This window comes from Tessaracoccus luoxuelianae, from assembly GCF_055326245.1.
This window is the reverse complement of sequence record NZ_JBUZNO010000001.1, coordinates 237,370-255,207: the sequence shown is the minus strand read 5'-3', so window position 1 is coordinate 255,207 and position 17,838 is coordinate 237,370. Positions and strand designations below refer to the sequence as shown.

Genomic DNA, 17,838 nt, shown 5'->3' with positions numbered 1-17,838 from the left:
AGGTCTAGCGGTACGCCCCGGAGGAGCGCCGCTCAGAACACGCGGCTGACGGTCGCCTCCCACGGCTCCATCACGGGGCGGCGGGGGCCCCCCATCACCGGCACGATCGTCCCGCCCACATGCGGCCGCGGTCGCTGCTTGGCCGAGGTGTTGCATTCGATCAGGAACACCTCACCGGCCAGCTTGCGGTAGTAGGCGAAGTAGAACTTGTGGTGCGGGTGCACCCACTTCAACGCCCCGATGGTCAGGGCGCGGTGGTTCCGCCGCAGCCGGATGAGCGCCTTGTGCCACGAGAACACCGAGTCGGGGTCCGCAACCTGCTCCTCGGCGGAGAACCCCGGCTCGGTGTCGGTGCCCATCAGCCACGCGGTGCCCTCGGTGAAGCCGCCGTCGGGACTCCACCGGATCGGCACCCGGGAGTGGTCCCGCGACCCTGCCAGGATCTGTGCCCATGCCGTCTCGGGCGCCATCCCGCCGTCGATGAGCGCCTGGTGGCGGTTGATCGACTCCACGTCGCGGAGCTCCTCGACGCCTGCGAACGACTGGTTGATGGCCGCCAACTCCTGCCCCTGGAACAGGAACGGGGCGCCGCGCATGGTGAGCTGGATGGTGGCCAGCATCTTGCCGATCGCGCTGCGCACCGCCGGGTCCTTCTCCAGGCCCATGCCGAACTTGCTGAGCATCCTGGGATTGTCGTGGTTGTCCAGGAACACCGCGATCCAGTCGCTGGGTGCCAGGTGCGAGTCGTAGGCGCGGTAGAACCGTTTGAGGTAGTAGAGCTGGTACCTGTAGGAGTCCCACCGCACGTGGCCCGGGTTGTCGAGCACGTCGAAGTTGAAGATCAGATCCAGTTCCCCGCGACCGTATCCGCTCAACAGTCGCCCCAGCTCCATTCCGATGCCGGGGGTCTCTCCCACCATCACCCCGATCATGTCCGGGGGGAGCGGCTCGTCGAGGGTGCCGTCCGGGCGGCGTCGACGGGGGCTCGAGACGGGCTGCTCGCGGCGCGTGAACCCGTCGCGACGCAGGCCGCGCAGGAACTCGTGCAGCCGCGGGCCGTAGAAGTAGTGTTCCACTCCGACGAACTCGAGCAGCTTGCCGATGAACGGGTGCCCGTTCGGCAGACCGGGCTTCTTCGAGATGTAATTGATGACGTCCAGCCGGAAGCCGTCGATGCCGCGCTGCATCCAGTACCGGACGATGTCGGCCACCTCGTCGCGGACGTCCTCGTTGTCCCAGTTGAGGTCCACCTGCCCGTCGGCGAAGAGGTGCAGCACCCACCGCTCGGCCTCGGGCACCCAGGTCCAGCCGGGGCCGGAGAAGAAGGACGTCCAGTTGTTCGGCGGGGTGTCCGGGTCTCCCTCCACCATGAAGTAGTAGCCGCCGTAGCGGCCCGTGGGGTCCGCCACCGCCTCCTGGAACCACTCGTGCTCCGCCGAGGTGTGGTTGACGACGAGGTCGAGGATGAGCCGCATCCCGCGGTCATGGCAGGCCGCGATCAGCTCGTCGACGTCGTCCAGGGTGCCCATCTCGTCGTTGATGTCGCGGTAGTCGCTGACGTCGTAGCCCATGTCCTCGTTGGGGGACTTGAAGATAGGGGAGAGCCAGACGCAGTCCACCCCCAGTTCCTGGAGGTAGTCCAGCTTCCCGATCACGCCCTGGATGTCGCCCACGCCGTCGCCCGAGGCGTCAGCGAAGGAGCGCGGATAGACCTGGTAGAACACGGCCTCGCGCCACCAGGGAGTGGGGTGCGGGGCGCGGCCATCCAGGGGACGGTCGCGTTCCGAGTTGACCAGGTCCAGGATCACGTCCAACATCCCGGGGCCGGTGAGGGGCTGCAGCAGCCGCTCGATCCACTTCAGCTGCATCCACTCCACGGTGTAGACGAGACGGCGGGGCAGCGCGGTCTGGAGCAGCAGCTTGTCGATGACGTCGCGTCCGACGGGATGCTTGTACAGCTGGCGGACGGTGTGGCTCTTAGTCAACAGCTTGTTCGACACGTGCGTTCCTCTCGGCCAGGTCCTTGACGACGGTGGCGTAAAATTCCTCGTTCAGCTTGTACCGTGCGCGGAGGACAAGGTAGCTGACGAGGATGAGCGCCAGGGGGAGGCCCAGCATGGACATGCGCAGGATGCCGAGCCCTTCCTCGGTGACGTCATCTGGGGTTGTCGCCACGTCGATGCCGGACCAGATCAGCGTCACGCCCACCACGCCGCTGGCGATGGCGTTGCTGAGCTTGTAGATGAACGGCTGCAGCGAGAAGGTGACGGACTCGTTGCGACGGCCCAGCTTCCACTCGCCGTACTCGACCGAGTCCGCGATGAACATCACCATCAGCAGCTGGATGGCTCCTTGCCCCGCAAACAGCAGCACCCCCGCGACACCCACCACCAGGAGGGATCTGCCGGACACCAGGAACACGAGGTAGCCCGCGGCGCACAGCGCCGTGGCGAGCAGGTGGATCTGCGACCGAGTCAGCACCTTGGACGCCAGGGGGAACAGGGCAAGGGCCGCAATCTGGGAGATGCCCAGGATGGCGGCGAAGATCGCGTAGGCGCCCTCATCGAGGAAGTAGTACTTGAAGTAGTACAGCCCGAACGACGCGGTGGTGAGGTAGCCGGCCATGAACGCCACCATCGCCAACGTCACCCACAGGAGCTGGTCGTTGCGGGCGATCACGGAGAACAGCTCGCGCAGCGGCGTGGTCTCCCGGTGGCCCGCCACACGTTCTCGCGTGAATACCAGGGTCACGGACTGGAACAGCAACATGAGAACCACCAGCCCGGCCGCAAGCACGAACCACGCCGTCCGGGCATCGCCGAAGACGCCCGTCAGCCACGCCGTGATCGGAACCAGCGCCACCACGATCGCGAAGAGGCCGATGTTGGCGCAGATGCGGGCCACCACCCCGATCTTCTCTCGCTCCTTCTGATCCTGCGTCAGAGACGGCAGCATCGACCAGTAGGAGATGTCGTTGATGGTGTAGGCCACCTCGTAGACGAGGTAGACCGCGGTGAACAGCACCACGTAGCCCCACCCGTCGACGCCCAGGTCCGCGAACATCAGCAGACTTGCCGCCCCCCACAGCACCGCACCCACGAGGATCCACGGCTTGAACTTCCCCCACCGGCTGCGTGTGTTGTCCACCACCACCCCCATGATGGGATCATTGACGGCGTCGAAGACACGCATCGCCACCAGGATGGCGGTGACGGCGGCGAGTTGCGCGCCAGAGACGTCCAGCACGTCGGTGAGGTAGAACATGAGGTACAGCGACACCAGCGCCGCAAGCATGTCGCGGCCGAGAGTGCCGAGCCCGAAACCCCAGCGTGTCGCGGTCATGGGCCCACCCTAGGGCCAACTCAGTTCACGAAGGGTGCGTCAGAGTCAGGATGCTCACTGCGAGGGTGGTCGACGCCGCGACGGTGACGCCGTGTCGGCCGTGGAACGCATTAGGGCCCATCGCGATGAGGTCCGCCACCTCCTCGGGCGCCAGGTGGAGTGGCTGGACGAGGGTGTCGAGAGCCTCCAGGCTCCAGCCGGGCAGCGAGGCCAGGACGGCGTCGGCCTTGTCGTCGGCCACCCCGAGCAGGCCGTACTCTGCGCGCACCTCGCCGAGGTGGGCGGGAGTCGGCACAGCCACGACGAGCCGGCCGCCGGGGGCGAGGACACGGGTGAACTCGGCCGGGTTGCGAGGGGCGAACACGCAGAGGAGGGCGTCGACCGCGCCGTCGCGGAGGGGGAGCCCCGCCCAGGTGTCGGCCACGATCGACGACGCCCGGGGGTGCGCCTTGGCGGCGCGTCGGGCTGCCGCCGCGGAGACGTCGGTGGCCAGGCCCTCAGCGGAAGGGTTCGCGTCCAGCGCCCGGCTGAGGTAGTAGCCGGTCCCGGCGCCTACCTCTGCGATGCGGGCTGCGCCCGAGACTTGGGCTGCCACCGCCTCCGCCAGCGGGGCGTAGTGGCCGGCGCCGAGGAACCGTGCTCGCGCCTCGAGCATGGACGGGGTGTCGGCGTTGCGCGGCGCGGCGCGGCCCAGCAGGTTGACGTAGCCCTGGCGTGCAATGTCGAAGGAATGCCCGGCCGGGCAGCGGAGGGTCTGGTCGGTGCGAGCCAACGGGAGCGCGCAATGTGGGCAGCGCAGCCAGTCGAGACCGCTCACTGAGGGGGCGTCTCGTGCCCCCGAGGGGCCGCAGTCGATGGAGGTGTGCGCTGCGACTCGAGAGGTTGCGTCGCTGTCTGCTGCGGCGTCTGTCCGCGTGCCTCCCTGCGGTCGCGGAGGTCCGCCCGCACCAACACCACCATCCCGACCACCCCGATCAGCGTGAACGCGAACCACTGCAGCGCGTAGCTCAGATGCGGTCCCTCATCCAGGTCCGGTTCACCCAGAGACCGCAGGACGTCCGTCTCGGGCGGAGTGGACTCAAGCAGCGCCACGTAGCCGTTGACCAGGTCCCTCCCGAGCGCCGTGCCGAGTGCCTCAGAGCTGATCAGCCGGATCTGGTTCTCGTGCGGGGTCATCGCACCCTCGTCGCCCCGGTCGTTGCGGCGCACGAAGCCGGTGACGGTGACCTCACCCTCGGGCGGGGCAGGCAGCGCCCCGTCCGGATACCCGGGCTGCCGCACCAGAAAGCCGCGGTTGATCAGCAGGGAATCGCCCTGGGCGGTGTCCAGCACCGCGACAGCCTCGCTGCCGTAGGCGCCGTCGAGGGAGCGGTAGCGCACCTGGAACTGCTCGCCCGTGTAGGTGCCGGTGGCCGAGACCCGGTACCACTGATCCGCGTCGTCGATGACGCCGGTCATCACCTCGTCGTAGGACACCACAGGCAGCGCACGATGGGCCTCGACGACGGCGTTGTTCTCGCGTCGCTCGTCGAGCCGCCGCAGCTGCCACTGTCCGAGCATGACGAACACGGTGGCCAGCACCGCGGCGAAGACGCCCATGGCGATCCACCGCTTGACCTGCCTGCTCAATGATCCTCCTCGACGGTGCCCGGCACCACGTCCCCGCCCGTGATGGCGCCCCGGACCTCACCCCTGTCGTCGTCTGCCGCCACCACCGGAGGGGGGCGATGATCCGCGCTGTTGGCGAACAACACCGCGAAGGCAGGTAGAAGGGCGGCCGCGCCCAGCGCCACCACCTTCCACCAGCCCGGCACCACCAGAAACAACAGGAAGCAGGCGGTGCGCACCGCCATGGTGATGAGATAACGCCGCTGGCGTTCCTCCACTTCAAGGGTGCGTCCGCGACCGGCGCTGGTGATCAGCGTCGAGTCGTCTCCCTTGGCCATGCCCGCCAGCATAGTCCGGGCCGCGGGAGACCCCCTCGAAACGGGGGGCGTGCGGTAGGTTGCTCCCGTGGTTTCAGAATCTAGAGTGGTCCTCGTCACCGGTGGATCCAAGGGCATCGGGCGCGCGATGGCGGAGGCGTTCCGCGACGCCGGCTACCGCGTCGCCGCCACCTACCGCTCAGGCGGCGTACCGGAAGGCGTCCTCGGCGTCCCGTGCGACATCACGGATCAGGGACAGGTGGACCAGGCGTTCACCACCGTCGAGGCCGAACTCGGCCCGGTGGAGATCCTGGTGGCCAACGCAGGGGTGACCAAGGACACCTTGCTCATGCGCATGTCGGACGAGGATTGGCAGTCGGTCATCGACACCAACCTCACCGGCACCTTCCGTGTGGTGCGCCGCGCCAGCCGCCCCATGATGCGGTCCCGCTTCGGCCGGATCATCCTCATCTCGTCCGTGGTGGGCCTCCTCGGTTCGCCAGGGCAGATCAATTACTCCTCGTCGAAGGCGGCTCTCGTCGGGATGGCCCGCAGCCTGACCCGGGAGATCGGGTCCCGCAACGTGACCACCAACGTGATCGCGCCGGGGTTCATCGAGACCGACATGACCGCCGTCCTGCCCGAGGGCACCATCGCGGATTACACCAAGCGGATCCCCGCGGGGCGCCTCGGCAGCGTCGACGACGTAGCCCAGGCCGCTCTTTTCCTGGCCGGCGAGCACGCCGGCTACATCTCCGGCGCCGTCATCCCCGTTGACGGCGGCCTCGGCATGGGTCACTGAGAAAGGACCTGACGATGGGTCTCCTTGAAGGCAAGAACATCCTGGTCACCGGCGTGACCATGCGGACCTCGATCGCGTACGCGGTCGCAGAGATCGCGCAGCGCGAGGGCGCCACGATCGTGGTCTCGGCGGCCGGTCGCGCCATCGGCCCGGCCCAGCGGGCCATCTCCAAGCTGGACCCGGTGCCGCCGCTGATTGAGCTGGACGTCACGGACCCCGAGCACCTCGCTGCGCTTCCGGGCGTGTTGGCCGAGCACTTCGACGGCGGCCTGGACGGCATCGTGCACTCGATCGCCTACGCCCACCCGGAGAAGGCCCTGGGGGGCGCGTTTCTCACCACGGACTGGGAGACGGTCGGAGCCGCCCTGCACATCTCCGCATACTCGCTGCAGTCGCTGACCATGGCCTGCAAGCCGCTGCTCAACCGCGGCGCCAGCGTGGTGGGCCTCACCTTCGACGCCCGGATCAGCTGGCCCACCTACGACTGGATGGGCGTGGCCAAGGCGGCGCTGGAGTCCACCTCGCGTTACCTGGCCCGGTACCTCGGCCCGGACGGCATCCGCTGCAACCTGGTGGCCGCAGGCCCCCTGGACACCGTGGCGAAGAAGGCCATCCCGGGAGCATCGTCCTTCAACGACACCTGGTCGACGCGCTCCCCCCTGCCCTGGGACACCTCGGACGCCGTCCCCTCTGCGAAGGCCGTCGTGGCGCTGCTGAGCGACTGGTTCCCCGCCACCACAGGCGAGATGATCCACGTCGACGGCGGGCTGCACTCCACCGGAGCCTGAGCGGTCGCGGGGAGGCCCGACAGCACGTGGTGGGTGGTGCGGGCCGGTCCCGTCCGTGACTCCGGGGGTGGTGCAAGCGCCTGCCCCTTCGCACATGCCCGACCAACCCGGCCCGGCCCGCACCCCCACCACCCAGCGCGTTTCATCGTCCGCCCGGCCTGCAGTCACCCGCTGGTGGCGTCCGGTAGGTTGGGTGGCATGGCAGCGGTGGCAGAACTAGCGGGCGTGACGATCAAGCGTGGCGGGGCCACCCTCCTCGACGATGTGAGCCTCGTGATCGGCGAGGCGCAGCGCTGGGTGGTCATCGGCCCCAACGGCGCCGGGAAGACCACGCTGCTCCAGCTCCTGTCGGCCCAGATGTACCCCAGCGATGGCATCGTCGGCATCCTCGGGGAGGTGGTGGGCACCGTCGACGTGTTCGAGCTTCGGCCCCGCATCGGGCTCACGTCCTCCGCGCTCGCGGACCGGATCCCCGCCGACGAGCGGGTCAGCGACGTGGTGCTCTCGGCCGCCTACGCCATCGTCGGCCGGTGGCGCGAGGAGTACGACGAGTACGACGTGGCCCAGGCGGACCACCTGCTGTCGTCGATGCGCGTCGCCCACCTTCGTGAGCGCACGTTCGGCACCCTCAGCGAGGGCGAGCGCAAGCGGGTGCAGATCGCGCGGGCGCTGATGACGGACCCCGAGCTGCTGCTGCTGGACGAGCCCGCTGGCGGCCTGGATCTCGCCGGGCGGGAGGCGCTGGTGGACACCTTGTCCGCCCTCTGCGTGGACCCCGACTCCCCGGCGACGGTGCTGGTCACCCACCACGTGGAGGAGATCCCGCAGGGTGTCACGCACTGCCTCCTGATGCGCGACGGGCGCATCGTGGCCGACGGGCCGATCAGCTCCACGCTCACCGACGAAAACCTCAGCCGCACCTTCGACATGCCGCTGCGCGTCACCCACGACGGCGGACGCTGGAGCGCGAGGAGCCGCATGTGAACGAGTGGCTGGAATGGATCCGGACCAACCTGTGGGCAGGCTGGGGCATTCTGGCCGCCCTCCTCGCCGCGGCCGAGCTCCTCACCATGGACCTCACCCTCCTCATGCTCGCCTCGGGGGCGGTGATGGGCGGCGTCACCGCACTGATCTTTCCCGGTCTCGTCTGGCTGCAGGTCCTCGTCGCGCTCACCACAGCCGTCCTCACCCTGTTCGTGCTGCGCCCCACCCTCCTCGAACGCGTCCGGCGGGCCCCCGGCTACCGTTCCTCGCTGGACAAGCTGGTGGGGGCATCTGGACGCTCGCAGGGGGAGATCACCGGCAGCCGGGGCGAGGTGAAGGTCGAGGGTCAGATCTGGGAGGCGCGCTCCTTCGACCCGAACGTCGTGATCGGCGCCGACGAGGACGTCGAGGTGTTCGGCCTCGACGGCATCACGCTCATCGTCTATCCCACCCATCGTCAGCTCGGTAGCTAACCTCCTAGGAGAAAAACCATGCCCGACATCACTCTCTGGGTACTCATCGCACTCGTCATCCTCATCGTCATGACGCTGGCGGCCACGCTCAAGATCATCCGGCAGCAGAAGGTTGCGCTGGTCGAACGGCTGGGCAAGTTCCGCAAGGCGCTTGAGCCGGGCCCTCACCTCGTCGTCCCGTTCTTCGACCAGGTCCGCTACGTGCTGGACATGCGCGAGGAGGTGGTGCCGTTCCCGCCGCAGGGCGTCATCACCGAGGACAACCTGATGGTCTCCATCGACTCGGTCATCTACTTCCAGATCGTCGATCCGGTGCGCGCCGCCTACGAGGCGCAGAACTACCGCGCCGCGATCGAACAGCTCACCATGACCACGCTGCGCAACATCATCGGCGGCATGGACCTCGAGGCCGCGCTGACCTCACGCGAGGAGATCAACCAGCGGCTCCGTGCCGTGCTCGACGAGGCCACCGGCAAGTGGGGCATCAAGGTCAACCGGGTGGAGCTGCGCGCCATCGAGCCGCCGCCCACCATCCGTGACGCGATGGAGAAGGGCGCCCGCGCCGAGCGCGACAAGAGGGCCTCCATCCTCATCGCCGAAGGGCAGCGTCAGTCTCAGATCCTGTCTGCGGGTGGCGACAGGGAGGCGGCGATCCTGCGCGCACAGGGCGACCGTGAGGCCGCTGTGCTGCGTGCCCAGGCCGACAGGCAGGCGCAGATGCTGCACGCCGAGGGTGAGGCGCAGGCCATCACCAAGGTGTTCAACGCCATTCACGCCGCAGAACCCGATCAGGCGCTGCTGGCCTACCAGTACATGCAGATGCTGCCGAAGCTCGCCAAGGGCGATTCGAACAAGGTGTGGGTCATCCCCAGCGAGCTCAACGATGCCCTCAAGGGCCTGGGCCAGGTGGCCGAGACTGGCGGGGTCCGCGACTACGTGTCTCAGGCCGCGCAGAAGTTCGAGGCACCCGAGATGGTGGACGTGCAGGCGGAGATCGAGGAACAGGCCGTGCGTGATCGTCAGCGTTCCAACGCCACCGTCGAGCAGGCGATCGCCGATGCGCAGGCCCTTGATGCGGGGCGCGCCGCGTCGAGGCGGGCGCACATCAGCACCACGCCCAGATCGTTGGCGCCCTCCGGTGAGGAACCGCTGTCCATCGGGGACGGTAACTCGTCCTCCTCACCCCAGCCGTCCTCCTCACCCCAGCAGGCCGGCGAGGAGCAGTCCAGCCCGTGGGGGCCTCAGTCCTGAGCCTCGCGTAGCCTCGTGGCCAGCACCGAGCTGGCCAGCAGTTGCGCCTGGTGGTACAGCATGAGCGGGATCACCAGCACACCGACGGTGGCGCCGGGGAACAGCACGCTGGCCATGGGCACGCCCGTGGCCAGCGACTTCTTGGTGCCGCAGAACATGAGCGCGATCCGGTCCTCGCGCGGGAAGCCGAGCCACCCGCCCAGCGCCCACGTGTAGGAGAACATCAGGGCTAGGAGTGCCAGCGCAAGGGGAACCAGCAGCAGGAGTTCGGTGAGCGCCAGCTGCTGCCAGACGCCGGAGACGCGCAGTTCGGAGAAGGCGCCGTAGACGATCAGCATGATCACCGCCTGGTCCAGGAACTTGAGGCGCGCCTTGTGCCGGGCCATGAATCCGGCCGTCACCACCCGCGACAGCTGCCCCAGCACGAAGGGCAGCAAGAGTTGCACCACCACGCCCCACACCTGCTCGAAGCCGATCGATCCGCCGCTGGCTGTGGGGATGAACACGATGGCCAGCAGCGGGGTGATCACCACCCCCAGGACGTTCGAGGCCGTCGCCGAGACCATGGCGGCGGCCACGTTGCCGCCGGCCAGCGAGGTGAAGGTGATCGACGACTGCACAGTCGAGGGCACCAGGCATAGGAAGATCAGCCCAACCCGGATGGGGGCCGACAACACGGCGTCGGGGATGGCCAGCACGGGGACCGCCAACAGCGGAAAGACGACGAACGTGGTGCTGAGGATGGCCAGGTGCAGCCTCCAGTTCTTCAACCCCGATCGGGTCTCGGCAGCGGACAGCCGCGCGCCGTAGCCGAAGAAGAGCACGAAGACGCCCACCCGGGTGACCAGGTCCAGGATCTCGGCGGGACGCCCGCTCACCGGCAGCAGCAGGCCGAGGGCCAAGGTGCCGAGGATGATCACGAGGATGGGGTCGACCTTCAGTTTCACTGACTCTCCTCCAGACGGGCCGCCAGGACCCCGCGCACGGCGTTGGTGACGGTGATGGCGTCGGCCCGGCGGAGTTCCGCCACCGTCACGGGGTACTCCGCCACAGACCCTGCTCCGAGCAGCGCGGGGTCGGAGAGGACCGCCGAGCGTTGGACGCCGTCGAGAATTCCCAGGTCGAGCGGCGGGGTGACCCAACGGCCGTCGAGGAGAGCGAACACCGATGTGCGTCCCCCTTCCAAGATGCGGCCATGGGCGTCGAAACCGATGGTGTCGAAGGCCCCAGCCGCGGAGGCCGCACGCACGGCGTCGTCGTAGAGTCCGCGCGCCGAGGTCTTGTGCCTGGCCAGCGGCCCGGGGACCCACGGCGCGTCGGCCAGCACGATTCGCGCCTGGGCCAGTGGGGGCTCCAGGGGGGTCCGGGTCACCGACGCCGCGCCCGTGGGGGCCACGTCGATGGCCACCCGCCAGGCACCGGTTGGAGTGTCGCGGACGGCCGCCTCCACCACCGCCTCGACGGGGCCGAAGCCCAGCTCGCGGGCCGAGGCGGTCAGCCGTGCCTGATGCCTGGTGCCGAGCGGCGCGACGCCATCGACCACGCGCAGGGTCTCCTTCAATGTCACGGTGGGTCTCAGGCCGGTGGCGAAGGCGGCCTTCGCGAGGCACTCGGCCCACTCGCCGTCAGGGGTGCTGTCCGCGACCACCCCGGAGCCGATGCCGAGCCGCACCCTGCCCTCGCCGTCGACCTCCAGGGTGCGGATGGCGATGCTGAGGTTCATGGCCCAGCCCAGTTCGTCGGCGGCAGGATCGATCAGGCCGAGGCTGCCGGTGTAGAGCCCGCGACCGTCCAGTTCCGCGCCGCGGATGAGGCGCATGCTGGCCAGCTTGGGCGCCCCGGTGATCGACCCGCAGGGGAAGGTGGCGGCGAGGAGGTCCGCCGGCGTCGTGCCGGGGACCAGGTGGCCGCTGACCGTGCTGGTCATCTGCCACAGGTCACCGACCCGCTCCACCTCGAACAACCTTGACACCGCCACTGTTCCGGGCACCGCGACGCGGCTGAGGTCGTTGCGGAGGAGGTCGACGATCATCAGGTTCTCTGCCCGGTTCTTGGGGTCCTCGCGCAGGGCGACGGGGTCCGTCCAGGCCGGCGCCGTGCCCTTCATCGGCCTGGCCACCGCCGAACCATCGGCCACGCGGATGAACAACTCGGGGGAGAGGCTGAGCGTCCAGGGCGCCGCCGGCGCGGGAAGGCGCGCCAGTGCCCCGTACGCGGCCGGCTGCCGCCGGCGCAGCCTGGCGTAGAGGGCCATCGGGTCGCCGACGAGGCGTCCGGTGACCCGATGCGTGTAGTTGATCTGATAGCTGGTGCCGGCGGCGATGGCCTCCTGGAGGTCAGCCACCGCCAGGCCGAAGTGTGCGCGGTCCACGTCGTGGGCAACATCGGCCAGCCATGCGTGGCCATCGTCGGGCAGCACGTCGACGGGGTCCGCGGCCGCCCGATCCTGGAACCAGTAGACAGCGCCCGGCGCGGTGTCCTGGAGCCCGGCGTGTGCCTCGCCCAGGTCGTAGGGGAGCCAGGCGAAGGCGTGCAGCCCTTCCGCCCAGCCGTGGCGCAGCGTCTCGTCGAGGCTCTCCAGCGTGACCGGGTCCACCCGACGGAGTCCGGTGAGGAGGGTCGCGCTGCCCCGACGGGCGTCGTCGAGCAGCACGAACGGGTCCATGGCGCACAAGGCTATCCCGATCGGCCTCCCCGGGGTCGGGCGGTATCGTCGGGCCGTGCTGATCGACGTGACCGACCCCGCCGACGAACGGCTCTTGGACTTCGCGGGCCTCCGTGACGCCCAGTTGAGGCGCTCCGATGAGAGGCGATTCATCGCCGAGGGCGTCAAGATCATCGAGCGGGCCTTCGCTGCCGGGTGCCGCCCCCGGTCACTCCTGGTGCAGCCGAGATGGTTGCCGGGCGTGGAGCCGCTGTTGGAGCGCTGGCCAGAGGTGCCGGTCTACGTGTCGACGGAGGCGCTCATCGAGAGGATCAGCGGCTTCCACGTCCACAGGGGAGCGCTCGGCTCCTTCGACCGCCCGGCGGAGGCGTCATGGGAGCAGATCGCCGGGTCCCGGCGCGTCATCGTGTGCGAGGAGATCGTCGATCACGCCAACATCGGCGCAATCATCAGGGTGGCGGCCGGGCTCGGCTGGGACGCGGTCATCGTCTCCCCAGGCAGTGCCGACCCGCTCTACCGGCGGGCGATCAAGGCCTCGATGGGAGCGTCGCTCGCGCTGCCGTGGCGCCGGATGGACTCCGATGCGGACCTCATCGGCCTCCGCGAGGCCGGCTTCTCGCTCGTCGCCTCGACGCTGTCGACCGCTGCTGTGGACCTGGCCGAGTTCGAGACGCCCGAGAGGGTGGCCCTCCTGCTCGGCACCGAGGGCCGCGGCCTGAGCGACGCGTGGCAGGCCGCCGCGGATCACCACGTGACCATTCCCATGGCCCAGGGCGTGGACTCGTTGAACGTGGCCGCGGCCGCCGCGATCCTGGCCTACGGACTGCGCCCGGGCGTCCAGTCCCGGTGAAGGGGAAGAGCTCAGGTCCGCGGGGGCTCAGTCTCTCCGACAGGAGTGGCGTGGGCGGCCTTCGGGGAGATCGGCCAGTCATCCGGATAGCGCCAGGCCAACTCGGCCACCTTGCGGTCCAGCTGCCTGCGGGAGCGCGCGGAGAGGCGATCGCCGAAGACCGTTCCGTTGAGGTGATCGGTCTCGTGCTGGAGACAGCGGGCGAGCAGACCCGTGCCCTCCACGACGATCTCGTTGCCCCACGGGTCCTGACCGACGCAACGGGCCTTGTCCGGCCGCGCCAGCATGGCGTAGCCGCCTGGGAACGAGAGGCAGCCCTCGTCCGCTGCGTCCAGCTGGCGGTCGCTTCCCTCGGGCATGGTGACCACCGGGTTGCACACGACGCCGGTCTGGAGCCGGTCGTCGCCGTCTGGGCATTCGTAGATGAACACGGCGAGCCCCACTCCCACCTGGGTGGCGGCCAGGCCCACGCCCTCCGAGGCGCGCATGGTGGCGAACATGTCACGGATGAGCGTGTGCAGCTCCTCGCCGAACTCGGTCACCGGCTCGGTTCTGGCGTGCATGACGGGGGTTCCCCACCTGGTCATCGGGCGGACGGAGCCGCCCTGGGTGAGATCGTCCTGCGCCATGTGTCCTCCAGCAGTGCTCGTCCACGCTCTTTCGGGTGCCCAGTATGCCGCACGGGTGTCGTGCTGCGCCCCCGCGTGCGCGGTGCGCGACACTGACAGGTATGGAGCTTCCCCCGGGGTGGTCCGCCCTGCTGGACGAGTACTCGGCGCACCTTCGCGCCGAGCGTGGCCTGTCGCCCCACACGGTGCGCGCCTACCGCACCGATCTGGCCGATCTGGCCCGCTTCGTCGACGTCGAGGTGGGCCGCGTCACCCTCGGGCGGCTCCGTGGGTGGCTCGCCCGGATGACCGACGATGGGGCCGCGACCGCCACAGTGCAGCGCCGGGTGGCGTGCGCGCGGGGTTTCTTCGCCTGGGCGCAGCGCGAGGTGCCCGTGGCGATGAATCCCGCCGCGCGGCTCCGAGCGCCGAAGCGGAGGCAGCTGCTGCCGACCGTGCTGCCTGTGGGTGCCGTGGAGGCGGGCATCCTCGGGGCGGAGGCGCGCGTAGGCGGGGAGGATTCTCCGCTCGCGAGAAGGGATCTCGCGCTGGTGGAGGTCCTCTACTCCAGCGGCCTGCGCGTCTCGGAGGCGTGCGGCCTGTTGCTGCGCGACGTCGACCGGGAGCGTCAATCCCTGAGCGTGCTGGGCAAGGGCGGCAAGCAGCGCACAGTGCCGGTGGGGCTGCCCGCCCTCCGCGCGATCGACTCCTGGCTCGACCTGCGTCCGCAGCTGGCACGGGTGGGCAGCCCGGAGACCGTGTTCCTGGGCGCAAGGGGCGGGGCGCTGGATCCGCGGGTGGCCCGCAGGGTGGTCCATGACCTCACCTCGGCCGCCGGCCCAGGGATGGACGTGGGACCCCACGGGCTCCGCCACGCGATGGCCACCCACCTCATCGAGGGCGGAGCTGACCTGCGCAGCGTGCAGGAGATGCTGGGCCACGCGTCGGTGGCCACCACCCAGATCTACACACATGTCACCTCCGAGCGCCTCCGCGACGCCTTCCGTCAGGCGCATCCGCGCGCCTGACTCATGGCGGGCCGGTGAGCCGGTCACCCACCGGAGCCGGAGCGCAATGTAAGCGGATCGGTCAGGCTGCCGTTCAGCCACGCCATCCAGTGCAGGTGACACCCGGTGGAGAGTCCGGTGTTGCCGACGCGCCCGATGCGCGCCCCGGCGGCCACCTGCTGGCCCTCACGCACCTCCAGCCCCGGCAGGTGGGTGTACGACATGGTCAGCCCTCCTCCGTGATCGATCCTGACCCGGTAGCCGTAGGCCACGTGGAAGGACGCGTCCACCACCACGCCGCCGCTGGGGGCGTTGACAGGGGTGCCGCAGGAGGCGGCCAGGTCCACGCCGTCGTGCAGCTTGACCACGCCCGTGACGGGATGGCGGCGCATCCCGAACGGAGACGACACGGGCCCGTCCACGGGCAGGGTCCCGACGGTGCTGGCACGGGCCGCGGGGAGCTCCGGCATCGGCCTGGGCTCCGAACCGGCGGGCAGCAGCCTGACCACCGCAGTCTCGAGGTAGAGCAGAGGGTCGAGGTAGCGTTCGCCGTCGGTCAGTCCCCAGTGCAGGCACGATTCCCCGTCGCAATGCCCGGAGGCGAGCGTGCCGATGCGGTCCCCGGCGGCGACCACCTCGCCCTCGCCCACCCCTGGGGAGACCGGTTGGTACGTGGTCCGCCAGCCGTTCCCATGGTCGATGGAGACCGTGCCGCGGCCGGCCACGAAGCCCGAGAAGTGCACGCGCCCAGCCGCCGCGGCCCTCACAGCCGTCCCAGCCGTGCCTGCCAGGTCCACCCCGCGATGACCGGCAGCGTAGGGCGATGCGGGCGCGTCGAAGCCGCGGACGAGGCGTCCCTGAACCGGAGGCTCCAGGAGCAGGCCGGCAGCAGCGGCCGCGGGGGAGACGCAGGTGAGCAGCACGGCGAACAGGGCGAAGGAGACCAGAAGTGGGCGCATGTCTTCTTGTTCGTCAGCGGTCGCCCCGATCTCCCGCCGGCGCTGCCGGCTGTGGACAGGTGCGTTTGTCGCGGTTGGACGCACCCGTCTAAGATGACCCTGCAACCTCTGGGTTGACATCGCATGCGCCGCGCGGGGGACCGCCGGTGGCCGCGTGGTCCCGATCTCCGGAGCGGGTGCGGCGCCGGGCGCATCAGGCATTGGCCCCGCTGGGGTCATCGTAACCACCGTGGGCCTCGGCCCACCGAAGTCAGGCGGGGCGGAGCCCTGCCGCGAAAGGACCGGCCATGGCCGTCGTCTCCACCCGCCAGCTGCTCGAGTCGGGCGTTCACTTCGGGCACCAGACCCGTCGTTGGAACCCCAAGATGAAGCGATTCATCTTCACCGAGCGCAACGGCATCTACATCATCGACCTCCAGCTCTCGCTGAGCTACATCGACAAGGCGTACCACTTCGTCAAGTCCACCGTGGCCCGCGGCGGCCAGGTGCTCTTCGTCGGCACCAAGAAGCAGGCCCAGGAGGCCATCGCCGAGCAGGCCACCCGCGTCGGCATGCCGTACGTGAACCAGCGCTGGCTGGGCGGCATGCTCACCAACTTCCACACGGTCACCAAGCGCATCCAGCGCCTGAAGGAGCTGGAGGGCATGGACTTCGCCGACGTCCCCGGCTCCGGGCTCACGAAGAAGGAGCTCCTGCAGCTCGAGCGCGAGAAGATCAAGCTGGACAAGACCCTCGGCGGCATCCGCGACATGGCCAAGACCCCGCAGGCGGTCTGGATCGTGGACACCAAGAAGGAGCACCTCGCCGTCGACGAGGCCCGCAAGCTGCACATCCCTGTGGTGGGCATCCTGGACACCAACTGCGATCCCGATGAGGTGGACTTCGCGGTGCCGGGCAACGACGACGCCATCCGTTCCGTCGCGCTGCTGACCCGCATCATCGCCGACGCCGTCGCCGAGGGCCTCATCGAGCGCTCCGCCGGCCGCAGTGGCGAGCAGGTCGCCGCAGAGCCGATGCCTGACTGGGAGCTGGAGCTCCTCGGCGCCGAGGCCACCCCGGCGGAGGCCCCCGTCGTCGAGGCGGAGGCCCCGGTCGAGGCCGAGGCCCCCGTCGCCGAGGCCGAGGTCGCCGCCCCCGCAGTCGAGGAGGCCCCGGCCGTTGAGGCTGAGGCTGCCCCCGTCGTCGAGTCCGAGGCCCCTGCCGTCGACGCCGAGGCTCCCGCCTCTGACGACACCACCGCCGCCAACTGATCCACACCAACAAGACGGGAAACACCACTCATGGCAATTGCTGCCGCTGACGTGAAGAAGCTCCGCGACGCCACCGGCGCGGGGATGATGGACGCGAAGAGGGCCCTCACCGAGGCCGAGGGCGACTTCGAGAAGGCCATCGAGTTGCTGCGCATCTCCGGCCTGGCGAAGGCCGCCAAGCGGGCAGACCGCGAGGCCACCAACGGCATCGTCGCAGGCCGCGACGGGGCACTCATCCAGTTCGCCTCCGAGACCGATTTCGTCGCCAAGAACGCCGAGTTCGTCTCCCTCGCCGACGACATCCTCTCCGCTGTCCTCACCTCCGGTGCCACGGACGTCGCCTCCACCAACGATGCGTCCCTCGCATCGGGCGCCAAGGTCCTGGACGCGGTCCAGGAGTTGGGTGCCAAGATCGGAGAGAACCTCTCCGTGGTCAATGCGGCCAACTTCGACGGCGCCACCCACCTGTACCTGCACCGCCGTGCCGCGGATCTGCCTCCGCAGGTCGGCGTCCTGGTCGAGTACCAGGGCGACGAGGCGCTCGCGCACCAGGTCGCGATGCAGATCGCCGCCATGTCGCCCCAATGGGTCACCCGCGACGAGGTGCCGGCGGATGTCGTCGAGAACGAGCGGCGGATCGCCGAGGCCACCGCGAAGGAGGAGGGCAAGCCCGAGGGTGCCCTCCCGCGGATCGTCGAGGGTCGCGTCGGTGGCTTCTTCAAGGACGTCGTCCTGGTCGACCAGGCTGCCGTGTGGGAGGACAAGAAGTCCGTCGGTGACGCGCTCAAGGCCGGCAACACCGAGATAGTGCGTTTCGTGCGGTTCGCGGTCGGCGCCTGACCCAGGACAAGCAGCCCGCTGCACAGTGAAGTAGAGTGACGTGGGGGGGGGGACAAAATGGGAGCAGAGGACGAAGGAAAGAAGAAACAAACAA

General features: G+C 69.4%; 18 protein-coding genes. 9 read left to right on the top strand and 9 right to left on the bottom strand.

Annotation, left to right across the window (positions count from 1 at the left end; all coding sequences use genetic code 11):
- Positions 1-32: 32 nt before the first annotated feature.
- Genes ACZK39_RS01165 through ACZK39_RS01145 form a run of 5 tightly spaced genes read right to left on the bottom strand, consistent with a single transcriptional unit; the run spans position 33 to position 5,288 of the window.
- The gene (locus ACZK39_RS01165) at positions 33-2,000 is read right to left on the bottom strand and encodes an alpha-glucosidase (RefSeq protein WP_463612256.1); all 1,968 of its coding nucleotides are present in this window, start codon (positions 1,998-2,000) and stop codon (positions 33-35) included.
- Positions 1,978-3,342: a glycoside-pentoside-hexuronide (GPH):cation symporter gene (locus tag ACZK39_RS01160; protein ID WP_463612255.1), complete on the bottom strand. Its 1,365-nt coding sequence runs from the start codon at positions 3,340-3,342 to the stop codon at positions 1,978-1,980. The genes ACZK39_RS01165 and ACZK39_RS01160 overlap by 23 nt, the downstream gene beginning before the upstream one ends.
- A 25-nt stretch (positions 3,343-3,367) precedes the next feature.
- Entirely contained in the window at positions 3,368-4,159 is a 792-nt protein-coding gene (locus ACZK39_RS01155; protein ID WP_463612254.1) for a putative RNA methyltransferase, read from the bottom strand.
- Positions 4,156-4,971, bottom strand: a complete 816-nt coding sequence (locus ACZK39_RS01150) for an SURF1 family cytochrome oxidase biogenesis protein (RefSeq protein ID WP_463612253.1) — start codon at positions 4,969-4,971, stop codon at positions 4,156-4,158. Before ACZK39_RS01150 ends, ACZK39_RS01155 begins: the two co-directional genes overlap by 4 nt.
- Positions 4,968-5,288, bottom strand: a complete 321-nt coding sequence (locus ACZK39_RS01145) for a DUF3099 domain-containing protein (protein ID WP_463612252.1) — start codon at positions 5,286-5,288, stop codon at positions 4,968-4,970. The genes ACZK39_RS01150 and ACZK39_RS01145 overlap by 4 nt, the downstream gene beginning before the upstream one ends.
- A gap of 67 nt (positions 5,289-5,355) precedes the next feature.
- Here ACZK39_RS01145 and ACZK39_RS01140 point away from each other — a divergent pair, with 67 nt between their 5' ends.
- The 5 genes from ACZK39_RS01140 (at position 5,356) to ACZK39_RS01120 (ending at position 9,565) form a co-directional block, all read left to right on the top strand.
- Positions 5,356-6,069, top strand: coding sequence for a beta-ketoacyl-ACP reductase (locus ACZK39_RS01140; protein WP_370585749.1), 714 nt, complete (start codon positions 5,356-5,358; stop codon positions 6,067-6,069).
- Between the two features lie 14 nt (positions 6,070-6,083).
- Positions 6,084-6,857, top strand: coding sequence for an enoyl-ACP reductase FabI (gene fabI, locus ACZK39_RS01135; protein WP_182783031.1), 774 nt, complete (start codon positions 6,084-6,086; stop codon positions 6,855-6,857).
- A 198-nt stretch (positions 6,858-7,055) separates the two neighbouring features.
- A complete protein-coding gene (locus tag ACZK39_RS01130; protein ID WP_463612251.1) occupies positions 7,056-7,841 on the top strand; it encodes an ABC transporter ATP-binding protein in 786 nt (261 codons plus the stop codon).
- Positions 7,838-8,314: an NfeD family protein gene (locus ACZK39_RS01125; RefSeq protein ID WP_463612250.1), complete on the top strand. Its 477-nt coding sequence runs from the start codon at positions 7,838-7,840 to the stop codon at positions 8,312-8,314. Before ACZK39_RS01130 ends, ACZK39_RS01125 begins: the two co-directional genes overlap by 4 nt.
- Before the next feature lie 69 nt (positions 8,315-8,383).
- The gene (locus ACZK39_RS01120; protein WP_370585754.1) at positions 8,384-9,565 is read left to right on the top strand and encodes an SPFH domain-containing protein; all 1,182 of its coding nucleotides are present in this window, start codon (positions 8,384-8,386) and stop codon (positions 9,563-9,565) included.
- Here the strand turns inward: ACZK39_RS01120 and ACZK39_RS01115 are convergent.
- A complete protein-coding gene (locus ACZK39_RS01115; protein ID WP_182783028.1) occupies positions 9,556-10,512 on the bottom strand; it encodes a bile acid:sodium symporter family protein in 957 nt (318 codons plus the stop codon). The genes ACZK39_RS01120 and ACZK39_RS01115 overlap by 10 nt on opposite strands.
- Positions 10,509-12,230: a chorismate-binding protein gene (locus ACZK39_RS01110; RefSeq protein ID WP_463612249.1), complete on the bottom strand. Its 1,722-nt coding sequence runs from the start codon at positions 12,228-12,230 to the stop codon at positions 10,509-10,511. Before ACZK39_RS01110 ends, ACZK39_RS01115 begins: the two co-directional genes overlap by 4 nt.
- Here ACZK39_RS01110 and ACZK39_RS01105 point away from each other — a divergent pair.
- The gene (locus ACZK39_RS01105) at positions 12,229-13,080 is read left to right on the top strand and encodes a TrmH family RNA methyltransferase (protein WP_182783026.1); all 852 of its coding nucleotides are present in this window, start codon (positions 12,229-12,231) and stop codon (positions 13,078-13,080) included. The two genes, ACZK39_RS01110 and ACZK39_RS01105, sit on opposite strands and share 2 nt — an antisense overlap.
- Positions 13,081-13,091: 11 nt before the next feature.
- Here the strand turns inward: ACZK39_RS01105 and def are convergent, their stop codons facing one another.
- Positions 13,092-13,709 carry a peptide deformylase gene (def, locus tag ACZK39_RS01100; protein ID WP_182799586.1) on the bottom strand — a complete coding sequence of 206 codons (618 nt, stop codon included), beginning with the start codon at positions 13,707-13,709 and terminating at the stop codon, positions 13,092-13,094.
- Between the two features lie 101 nt (positions 13,710-13,810).
- Between def and ACZK39_RS01095 the strand changes: the two genes are divergently transcribed.
- Positions 13,811-14,716 (top strand): tyrosine recombinase XerC, encoded by a 906-nt coding sequence (locus ACZK39_RS01095; protein WP_220489240.1) that lies wholly within the window; start codon positions 13,811-13,813, stop codon positions 14,714-14,716.
- A 23-nt stretch (positions 14,717-14,739) separates the two neighbouring features.
- Here ACZK39_RS01095 and ACZK39_RS01090 read toward each other — a convergent pair whose 3' ends face one another.
- Positions 14,740-15,654, bottom strand: coding sequence for a M23 family metallopeptidase (locus ACZK39_RS01090; RefSeq protein WP_182799588.1), 915 nt, complete (start codon positions 15,652-15,654; stop codon positions 14,740-14,742).
- 287 nt (positions 15,655-15,941) lie between these two features.
- On the opposite strand from ACZK39_RS01090, the gene rpsB reads away from it, so the two are divergent.
- Positions 15,942-16,904, top strand: a complete 963-nt coding sequence (rpsB, locus tag ACZK39_RS01085; RefSeq protein WP_463612248.1) for a 30S ribosomal protein S2 — start codon at positions 15,942-15,944, stop codon at positions 16,902-16,904.
- Positions 16,905-16,934: 30 nt separating this feature from the next.
- A complete protein-coding gene (tsf, locus tag ACZK39_RS01080) occupies positions 16,935-17,744 on the top strand; it encodes a translation elongation factor Ts (protein WP_182783021.1) in 810 nt (269 codons plus the stop codon).
- The last annotated feature ends 94 nt before the right edge of the window (positions 17,745-17,838 follow it).